The organism is Bradyrhizobium sp. STM 3809 (assembly GCF_000239795.1).
GTDB lineage: Bacteria > Pseudomonadota > Alphaproteobacteria > Rhizobiales > Xanthobacteraceae > Bradyrhizobium.
The window spans coordinates 1-10048 of the sequence record NZ_CAFJ01000109.1 but is presented as its reverse complement, the minus strand read 5'-3'; the positions used below and the strand labels follow the sequence as shown (position 1 = coordinate 10048).

The 10048-nt window shown below is 66.6% G+C and carries 8 protein-coding genes and 1 pseudogene; 2 read left to right on the top strand and 7 right to left on the bottom strand.

The window, feature by feature from the left end:
* Positions 1-52 precede the first annotated feature (52 nt).
* A complete protein-coding gene (locus BRAS3809_RS05750; protein WP_008961158.1) occupies positions 53-496 on the top strand; it encodes a hypothetical protein in 444 nt (147 codons plus the stop codon).
* Between the two features lie 183 nt (positions 497-679).
* Here BRAS3809_RS05750 and BRAS3809_RS05745 read toward each other — a convergent pair whose 3' ends face one another.
* The gene (locus tag BRAS3809_RS05745) at positions 680-973 is read right to left on the bottom strand and encodes a hypothetical protein (protein ID WP_008961157.1); all 294 of its coding nucleotides are present in this window, start codon (positions 971-973) and stop codon (positions 680-682) included.
* Positions 974-1043: 70 nt separating this feature from the next.
* On the bottom strand, positions 1044-2489 hold the full coding sequence (locus BRAS3809_RS05740) for a cryptochrome/photolyase family protein (protein ID WP_008961156.1): 1446 nt from the start codon (positions 2487-2489) through the stop codon (positions 1044-1046).
* 64 nt (positions 2490-2553) lie between these two features.
* On the opposite strand from BRAS3809_RS05740, the gene BRAS3809_RS05735 reads away from it, so the two are divergent.
* On the top strand, positions 2554-4317 hold the full coding sequence (locus tag BRAS3809_RS05735; protein WP_502685660.1) for a methyl-accepting chemotaxis protein: 1764 nt from the start codon (positions 2554-2556) through the stop codon (positions 4315-4317).
* Positions 4318-4577: 260 nt separating this feature from the next.
* Here BRAS3809_RS05735 and BRAS3809_RS05730 read toward each other — a convergent pair whose 3' ends face one another.
* The 5 genes and pseudogenes from BRAS3809_RS05730 to BRAS3809_RS05710 all read right to left on the bottom strand — a co-directional run.
* Positions 4578-5882: a TRAP transporter large permease gene (locus BRAS3809_RS05730; protein WP_008961154.1), complete on the bottom strand. Its 1305-nt coding sequence runs from the start codon at positions 5880-5882 to the stop codon at positions 4578-4580.
* Positions 5883-6069: 187 nt separating this feature from the next.
* A complete protein-coding gene (locus tag BRAS3809_RS05725; protein WP_008961153.1) occupies positions 6070-6675 on the bottom strand; it encodes a TRAP transporter small permease subunit in 606 nt (201 codons plus the stop codon).
* A complete protein-coding gene (locus BRAS3809_RS05720) occupies positions 6668-7669 on the bottom strand; it encodes a TRAP transporter substrate-binding protein (RefSeq protein WP_008961152.1) in 1002 nt (333 codons plus the stop codon). The genes BRAS3809_RS05725 and BRAS3809_RS05720 overlap by 8 nt, the downstream gene beginning before the upstream one ends.
* Before the next feature lie 380 nt (positions 7670-8049).
* Positions 8050-9705, bottom strand: coding sequence for a hydantoinase B/oxoprolinase family protein (locus BRAS3809_RS05715; RefSeq protein WP_008961151.1), 1656 nt, complete (start codon positions 9703-9705; stop codon positions 8050-8052).
* Between the two features lie 2 nt (positions 9706-9707).
* Positions 9708-10048: pseudogene (locus tag BRAS3809_RS05710) on the bottom strand (hydantoinase/oxoprolinase family protein); the annotation flags it as partial.

Sequence of the window (10048 nt, the reverse complement as noted above, 5' to 3'; positions counted from 1 at the left end):
TCGGGCCCTTGCCGCGACGCGCCGAGCTGAGACCGGGTTTTCTGTCCGATCCATGAACCGCCTGACCCTATGCGCCGTGCTTTCGCTGATCGCCGCGACCCCGGCGCATGCGGATTTGCACATCACGCGCGATCATGGCGGGTATCTCGAAGAGTACAAGGCCAAGTACCGGCAGATCCGCGACACGCGTCAGCGCGTGATCATCGACGGCATCTGCAACTCGGCCTGCACGCTGGTGTTCGGCATCGTGCCGCTCAACAAGATCTGCGTCACGCCGAAAGCGAGCATCGGGTTCCACCAGGCGTATTACGACAAGGCGTTCACGTTCGGCATCAAGGTCACCAGCATGGAGGGGACGTCCGAACTGATGTCCTTCTATCCCGAAACGGTGAAATCCTGGATACGCCGCAACGGCGGCCTGACCACCGAGATGAAGCGGATCACGAACGGCGTCGAGCTCTGGAAGATCGTCGACCCCTGTCCCGATTCCTGGTGAACCAGCCGCAGAGGACGAGACCACGACGGCCGGACCGAAGACGATCACGCCGACGCAGGCCATTGGCCGAAGCCGCATACGAAACAATCCAGCGCCAGATCGTCCCCCACTACCGGGCACTGGATTGTTTCGCCGGGACCAGCAAGACGGGCGATCACCCGACCTCGGGTCCCGACCAAGCGGTCAGCGCTTGGCCTTCTTCGTCTTCTTGGCCGCTTTCTTGGTGGCCTTCTTTGCGGTCTTCTTCGCCGCCTTCTTCACGGTCTTCTTTGCAGTCTTCTTCGCAGTCTTCTTGGCCGATGTCTTGGTCGCGACCTTCTTGGCCTTGGCGGCGGCGCGCTTGGGTGCGGCCTTCTTCGCAGTCTTCTTGGCAGCCCGCTTCGCCTTCGGCGCTGCGGCAGTGGTCGGATCGGCCGCAGCCTCGGGCGGCGTGCTCGGTGCGGCGACGGTCGGGTCGGTCAGCGTGGTGTCGTCCATATCGGTCCCCCGATGTGTTGGAAACCCGGCGACGATAGCTGGATTCTGTCTGCTGTCAAAGCAAGCGCAACTAATCACTTGTGCGCAAGCTCGCATAGGCCGCCAGCGCGCGCTCCCGCCCGTGCTTGTGCTCGACGATCGGCGCGGGATAGGAGCGGCCCAGCGTGACGCCCGCCTCGGCGAGCTCGAGCGGCTTGGCCGCCCAGGGTTGATGGATCAGCCCGGCGGGCAGGCGCGCCAGCTCGGGAACCCAGCGCCGCACGTAGCTGCCATTGGCGTCGAACTTCTCGCCCTGCAGCACGGGGTTGAAGACGCGGAAATAGGGCGCGGCGTCCGCGCCGGAGCCGGCGACCCACTGCCAGCTGGCCGGGTTGCTGCCGGCGTCGGCGTCCACCAGCGTGTCCCAGAACCACTGCTCGCCCTGCCGCCAGTCGAGCAGGAGATGCTTCACCAGCAGCGAGGCGGCCACCATGCGGACGCGGTTGTGCATGCTGCCGGTGTGCCACAGCTCGCGCATCCCGGCGTCGACGATCGGATATCCGGTGCGCCCGCGCTGCCAGGCGGCGAGCGCCGCATCGTCCTGCGTCCACGGGAATGCGTCGAAGGAGGGCTGCAGATTGCGGGTTGCGAGGTCCGGATTGTTGTAGAGCAGGTGCCGGCTGAACTCGCGCCAGCCGATCTCGCTCAGGAACTTGTCGATCCCCTTGGCCAAAGCGGGGCGCTCCTCGGCGGCGAAGCGGGCGGCATACCAGATCTGCCGCGGGCTGATTTCGCCAAACCGTAAGTGCGGCGACAGCCGCGAGGTGGCGTCGATGTCGGGCCGGTCGCGATCGCCGGCGTAGCTGCCGACGGCGCTCTCCAGGAAGCTGCCGAGGCGCTGCTGCGCCGCCCGCTCGCCGGCCTGCCACGTCGCGCGCAGACCGCCCGCCCAATCGGGCCTGGTCGGCTCCAGCATCAGCTCATCGACAGTGAGGCTGACGACGTTCGGCACCGCGGCCAGCCTGCCCGGCGTCGGCAGCGGCTTTGGCGGATCGCCGAGCGCCAGCACGCGCTTCCAGAATGGGGTGAACACGCGGGGACCGCGCCCGTCCTTGCCGCTCATGGTCGCCGGATCGACCAGAAGGTCGTCAGGAAACACGCGCGACGCGACGCCGATCTCGCCGAGGCCTGCCTCCACGCTCGAGGCCACCCGCCGCGGTCCGGCCTGGGCGACATCGTTCCAGTACACCGCGCTGGCCCGTGTCTCCCGCGCCAGCTCGACGAGCACCTGCGCGGCCCGCCCCCGGCGGATGATGAGATCGGCCCCGAGTGTCTTGAGATCGGCCTGCAGTGCACGCAACGATTGCGCCAGCCACCAGCGCGTCGCGGCTCCGAGATGACGGAGGCCGCTGCTCTCCTGATCGTAAATGTAACTGCACACGACGGGACCGCCGGATTTCGCCGCGGCGTACAACGCAGGATGGTCAGATAGCCGCAGGCTCTCGCGAAACCATACGATGGTAGGGGCTGGAGACATAGGAAGGTATCTTGCTGCTGGTTTTTCGGCGGGGGACGTATTCTTCCGGCCGGAAAATAATTGGATGGAAACCAAATACGGTCACTTTGACATTCAGTTGCAGTTCCCCAGGAAGGTTTCTGACGTGTCTGTCAAATTGAAGCTCGGCACCAAGGCGCTGATCGGCGCCGTCGCCGTGATCGCGCTGAACACGGCCCTTGTCGTCGGTGCCGCTTACTGGTCGCTCACCAACGACTTCGCCGAGCGCGGCAAGCGCGACATCGAGAGCAATCTGCGCACCTTTGCGCTGACGTTCAGCGAGACGTTCAAGGACGCCAAGGTCAGCGTGCAGAACGGCGTCGTCACGCGCATCGAGATCCCGGCCATTCCCGAGATCAAGGATCATGCGATCGTCGACCGCGCGGTGTCCTATGTCGGCGGCAGCGCGACCTTGTTCGTCGTCGACGACGGCGGCCAGTTCGTCCGTCGCTCGACCAACGTCAAGAAGGAGAACGGCGATCGCGCCGTGGGCACGCAGCTCGCTGCCGACCATCCGGCGCAGCCGCTGCTGCGCCGGGGCGAGGCCTACAAGGGTCCGGCGACGCTGTTCGGCAAGCCGTTCATGACGGCCTATTTCCCTGTCACGAATCCCGCGGGCAAGGTGATCGGCATCCTCTATGTCGGCGTGCCCATGGCCGAGCTCGACGCGATGCTGTCGCAGGCGATGCAGACGATGATCGTGGCCGCGGCGGTCGCGGCGCTGCTCGTGCTCGGATTGACCATGCTCGCCGTGAGCCGCGTCACCAAGCCGCTGAGCGCGGTCACGGAGGCGCTGACGGCGATCGCCGAGGGCCGCGAGAACGTCGAGATCGCGTCCGACGAGCGCGGCGACGAGATCGGCGAGATCGCGCGCAGCCTGGTCGTGTTCCGCAGCGCCGCCGGCGAGCGGCGCCGGATGCGCGAGGAGCAGGCCGCGTCTGCCACGGCCGCGGTCGAGCAGCGCAAGGCCGAGCTGCAGCGCTTCGTCGACAAGTTCCAGGCCAGCATCGGCGGCATCATCGAGAACGTGCTGACCTCGTCGAGCGAGTTCGAGCGCGAGGCACGCCAGCTGACGCAGGCCGCGCGCACGACGGCCGATCTCTCGGGCCAGTCGGCCGGCGCGTCCGAGGCGGCTTCCGAGCACGTGCGGACCGCGGCGGTCGCCTCCGACGAACTGTCCGGCTCGATCGCCGAGATCATCCGTCGCGTCCAGGAATCCAACGCCATCGCCGCCGAGGCGGTCAACCAGGCCACCGCGACCGACCAGCGCATCAAGGAGCTGTCGGATGCCGGCAACCGCATCGGCGACGTCGTCAAGCTGATCACCTCGATTGCCGAGCAGACCAATCTGCTGGCGCTCAACGCCACCATCGAGGCGGCCCGCGCCGGCGATGCCGGCCGCGGCTTCGCGGTCGTCGCCCAGGAGGTCAAGACGCTCGCCGGGCAGACCGCCAAGGCCACGGAGGAGATCTCCAGCCAGATCGCCAACATGCAGACGGTGACGCAGGAATCGGTCGACGCCATCAAGGCGATCGGCTCCACCATCGAGCGCATCAACGAGATCGCCGCGTCGATCTCGGCTGCGGTCGAGCAGCAGCGCGCCGCCACCCAGAACATCACCCAGAGCGTCCGCTCGGCGGCGAACGGCACCGCCGAGGTCGTCAACAACATCCGCAGCGCGGCGCGCGGCGCGGGCGAGACCGGCGAAAGCTCCAACCGGATGTTCACATCCGCCCAGGCGCTGTCCAGCGAGAGCCTGCGGCTCAAGGCCGAGGTGCAGAAGTTCCTCGACGGCATGCGCGCGGCCTGATCGGACCGGCCGGATGGCGCTGACGCCCATCCGGCCCGTCGCTCTCTCGTCATTCCCGGGCGCGCGCAGCGCGAGCCCGGAATCCATAGCCACGATCGGTCGTTGGTTCGAAGATCGGCGCCATTCGCATCTCGCTCCGCCATGACCGTCGGTGGTTATGGATTCCGGGCTCATTCGCGCTGCTTCAAGACGGCTTCGCCGTCTTGCGCGCGAATGCCCCGGAATGACGTTGGGGAAAGAGGTCGCTAACGTCACATGGATCACCCGTAGAGCAGCCTTGGCAGGATCGTCACGATGCCCGGGAACAGCGTGAGCAGCAGCACGAAGGCGACCATGATGACGAGATAGGGGAGGGTCACGCGGGCGATAGTGCCGAGGCCGTCCTCCGTCAGGCCCTGGATCACGAACAGGTTGAAGCCGACCGGCGGCGTGATCTGGGCCATCTCGACGGCGAGCACCAGGAAGATGCCGAACCAGACCTCGTCGAAGCCGGCGCCCTTCACGATCGGCAGCACGATCGGCAGGGTCATCACGATCATCGAGAAGCCGTCGAGGAAGCAGCCGAGGACCAGATAGAACACGATCAGCACTGATATCAGCATGAAGGGCGACAGGCCGAGGCTTTTCACGAAGGCGGCCACCGCCTGGGGAATGCCGAGAAAGGCCGCGGCATTGCCGAGGATCGAGGCGCCGAGCACGATCAGCGCGATCATCGAGCAGGTGATGACCGAGCCGATCATCACGTCGCGCACGACCTGCTGCGACATGGCCCCTTGAAAATAGGCCACCAGCGCCGCGCCGAGCACGCCGACCGCGGCGGCCTCCGACGGCGTGGCGAGGCCGCCATACATCGAGCCGAGCACGCAGGCGATCAGGAACAGCGCGGGCGCCAGGTCCTTCAGTGCCGCAAAGCGCTCGGCCCATGGCACCTGCGACAGCTGCGCCTCCGCCTTCGGCACCATCGCGGGCTTCAGCGTGGTGTGCAGCATGACCCAGCCCATGAAGGTGCCGGCGAGCAGGAGACCGGGGAGCACGCCGGCGGTGAACAGCTTCAGGATCGAGACGTCGCCGAGCACGCCATAGATGATCATGATGTTGGACGGCGGGATCAAGAAACCGAGCGTGCCGGCGCCGGCCAGCGAGCCGATCGCGATGTCGCGCGAATAGCCGCGGCGCAGCAGTTCGTTGAGCGACATCCGGCCGATGACCTGTGTCGTGGCTGCGGATGAGCCGGAGATCGCCGCGAAGATGGTGCAGCCGATGACGTTGACGTGCAGCAGCCGGCCGGGCAGCAGGCCCGCCCAGGGTGCGAGGCCCTGGAACAGCGACCGCGACAGGCGGGTGCGGAACAACAGCTCGCCCATCAGGATGAACAGCGGCAGCGCCAGCAGTTCCTGGGTGGTCAGGATGTTCCAGGCATATTGCGGAAGCAGCTTGTCGAGCGGGATCGAGCGGAACATCGCCAGCAGCAGCGTCGCGGTGAAGGCGAGCGTGAGCCCGATCCACAGACCGCCGGCGAGCAGCGCGAACAGGATGACGAACAGGGCGATGACTTCGATGGTCATGGGCTGGGGGAGTCCGCGGTGAGGAGGGCGACTGCGTTCGAAGTTTTGCGTTCGTCTGTCTCTACGTCGTCATGGCCGGGCTTGTCCCGGCCATCCATGTCGTTCGGCACGCGGAGAACGACGTGGATGCCCGGGACAAGCCCGGGCATGACGGAGTAACTAACTGCCAGCATGTGCAATCGCCCCCTCATTCGACTGGCGAGGCCTTCATGCGGTGGTCTTCCAGCGGCAGTCCCAGCGCGGCCTGGATGGCGCGGGCGAGGAATTGCAGGGTCAGCAGCAGCATGCCGAAGGTGACGACGGCCTGCGGAAACCACAGTGGTGTATCGCTGGAGGTCGAGACCTGGCCGCGGATGAAGGAGCCGAAGGCGAACTTCGTCATTGCCGACGTCAGGAAGGCCATGAAGGCGAAGCCGGCGGTGGCCGCCAGCACCTCGAGCGCGCGCTGCAGCGGCGGAGGCACGTTCTTCAGCAGCAGCACCACGCGGATGTGGCCGCCGACCCGCAACGTCATGGCGGCGCCGAACGTGAACGAGGCCGCCATCAGATAGGACGAGTACTCCCAGGCGATCGAGATCGTCGGCGGGAAGAACGGCAGCACGTTCGACAGCGCCCGCGTCGTGACCTCCGCCAGCATCAAGCCTGTCAAGGTCAGCAGGCAGCCGCCGCCGATCCAGCCGTCGAGCCGGCCGAGCCGGTCGATGACATCGAGCAGGATGCGCAGCGGCGCCGGCGCCGCTGCGTTGAGGCTCGCCCGTTCGCCCGGCGAGGGGGCCTGCGCGATCTCAGCCACGCTTCATCTCGGCGAGATAGGCCTTCACCGGCGCGTCCGCGGCCGGCACGCGCTTCAGGAACGCGTCCATCTGCGGCGCCGTCTTGGCCCGGATCTCGGCCATCATCGCGTCCGAGACCGGCACCACCTCCATGCCGCCTTCCTTCAGCCGGTTGAGGCTGTCGACGTCGGCCTTGAGCGAGTTGGCCCAGAAGGCCGGCTCCATCTTGGCGGCGATGTCGCTGACGGTCTTCTGCTGCTCGGGTGTCAGCGCCTTCCAGGAATCCAGGTTCACGTTCAGCATCTGCGACGACCACACATGGTTGGTCGGGTAGACGTATTTCAGGAATTCCCAGAACTTGCCGTCGACCCCCGACACCGAGGAGGTCGAGACGCCGGCGACCGCGCCGGACGCCAGCGCCGGAATCGTCTCGCCCCAGGGGATCATGACAGCGGCCATGCCGATCGCGTTGAGCATGTCGACCGCGTTCTTGTCGGGCACGCGGATCTTGATGTTCTTCAGTCCCGCGACCTCTGATGTCTTGACCTTGAGATGCAGGTACTGCGTCGGCCACGGCACGATGTAGAGGATCTTCTGGTTGTTGCGCGCTGCGATCTTCTCGTATTCCGGCCGCACATATTTGTGCAGCACCTTGAGTTCGTCCATCGAGCCGGCCAGGAACGGGATGCTCTCGACGCCCATGAACGGCTCGTCGCCGACCTGCTGGATGTTGAGCACGTCCGCCAGCGGCACCAGGCCGTCGCGCACGGCGCGCAGATGCTCAGGCCCCTTGAAGCCGAGCTGGCCGCCGGCCTTCACGGTGATGCTGACCGCGCCATTGGTCTGCTTCTTCACCTCCTCGGCGAAGGCCATCGCGTTCTGGGTATGGAAGTTGCCGTCGGGCCAGACGGTGGACATGTCCCAGTTGGTGGTGGCGGCGCGTGCGCGTGTCAAGACCTGTGTCGCAGCGAGCAGGGTGGCCGCGCCCGCGGTGAATGTGCGTCGTGTGATCATGAGGCTCTCCGCTTCGTTGCTGAGCTATCGAGTTTAAAGGATGCAGTGAGGTAGGCAGAGTCGCGGCCGCCTCTCACGTGCGGCGCCGGTCTCGAATGTGGACCCTGTCCATCAACATGCCTTTCGGTGTGTTCATGGTCAGGTTTGCAGTGCCGATCTCGGCTCTTGACCCTCATGGTGAGGAGCGTCGCCCTTGCGACGCGTCTCGAACCATGAGGCCCAAGTCCGGGCCTCGCCCTTCGAGACGCTCGCCTTCGGCGAGCTCCTCAGGGTGAGGAGTAACAGTTGCGCGCCTTCCTCCCACGAGGACTGGGAGAGATGATCTCACGAACGGACTCCTGGGCTTGCGAAGCGTTTGGCGTTCGGCGCGTACGAGTTGCTCACAGTCCATGCCCATAGACCTTCGCCGCGTTGTCCCTCGACACCAGCCCGCTCTCGACATCGCTCTTCACCAGCGCCGCTGCGCGCTCGAGCGGATCGCCGATGCCCGCGCCACCTGGCGTCAGCACCACCAGGCGGTCGTCCGGCGGCACGGTCTGAAAACCCTTGCCGCGCAGCTTCTTGCCCGAGGCGAGCCCGACATAGCCGGCCTCGCCATTGTGGCCGCCGTCCCGGCCGCGGGGCGGGTGGTCGATACGGTCGAAGGCGGCGAGGATGTCGAACGGGGCGTCGACGCCGCTGCCGACCTCGATGATCTGGCCGAGGCCGCCGCGCGTGCGGCCGGCTCCGCCGGAGTCCGGGCGCAGCTCCTTGCGCCAGAAGATCAGCGGCGTCTGTGTTTCGGCAATTTCGACCGGCGTGCCGCGCACGCCGCTCGGGTAGGCCGTCGCCGACAGCCCGTCCTTGTCGAAGCGCGCGCCGGTGCCGCCGTTCGAGGTCACCGCCATCGAGAACCCGTAATTGCCGCCGGCGCCGGAGCGGGTCTGGCCGCGGACGTTGAGATTCCACAGGCAGGAGGTGCCTTCGGCTGGCACGCGCTCCGGGATGATCTGGCGCAGGCAGCCGAACACGACGTCGGGCAGCATCTGGCCGATGACGTGGCGCGAGGCCACCGGCGCGGGCTTCGGTGCGTTCAGGATCGCGCCCGAGGGCGCCGAGACCGTCAGCGGCGACAGCGAGCCGGCATTGTTGGGGATCGCCGAGGCCACCACGCAGCCGAGGCCGAACACGGTGTAGGCTGTCGTGTAGGAGAGCGGCACGTTGATGCCGAACTTCGAGGCCTTCGACGTGCCGTCGAAATCGACGTGGATGCCGTCGTCCGAGATCGTCAGCGCCGCCTTCAGGGTCACTGGCGCGTCATAGCCGTCGACCACCATCTCGTTGCGCCAGGTGCCCTTGGGCAGCTTGGCGATCTCGGCCAGCACGGCCTCGCGCGAGCGGTCGCAGACATAGTTGCCGAGCTCGTCGAGCGATGAGATGCCGAACTCGGTCATCATCTCGACCAGGCGCTGGCAGCCGACATCGTTGCAGGCGGCGAGCGAGTAGGTGTCGCCCTCGGTGTCGACCGGCAGCCGGGTGTTGGCGCGGATGACAGCCATCAGGGTCTCGTTGACGACGCCCTGGTCGATCAGCTTCAGCATCGGGATGTACAGCCCCTCCATGAACACGTCGGTGCCATCGGGGCCGAAGCCGATGCCGCCGATGTCCATCAGATGGCTGGTGCAGGAGAACAAGGCGACCGGCTGGCCGTCCTTGAAGCAGGGCGTGGTGACGACGAAATCGTTGAGATGGCCGGTGCCCATCCAGGGATCGTTGGTGATGTAGGCGTCGCCGGGCTTCATCGTTTCAATTGGGAAATGCGCCAGGAAGTGCTTCACCGACTCCGCCATCGAGTTGACGTGGCCCGGCGTGCCGGTGACGGCCTGTGCCAGCATGCGGCCCTTGAGGTCGAACACGCCGGCGGAGAGATCGCCGCATTCGCGCACGATCGGGCTGAAGGCGGTGCGCAGCAGCACCTGCGCCTGCTCCTCGACCACGGCGATCAGCCGGTGCCACATGATCTGCAGATCGATCAGGCTGGTTTGGGATGCGCTCATGGTCACGCCGCCTTCCGTTCCATGACGATGCTGCCGGCACCGTCGATATGCGCGTCAAAGCTGTTGGAGATGAAGGTCGAGGTCTCGTCCTCGGCGATCACGGCGGGACCTGCGATAACCGCGCCCGGCGCCATCTGCTCGCGGCGGTACAGCGGGATCTCCACGAAGCGTCCGGCGCGGCCGTCGAAGAATTTGCGGTGGCCGGCGGCTTGGCCGGCGGCCTTGCGCGTGACCTCGGTGACGGTCGCGGGCTGGCGGGCGTCGGTGGTCGCCAGCACCGACCAGCTCAGCACCTCGATCGCGGCTCCCGGGATGGCGCGTTCGAACAACGCGGCGTAGCCGG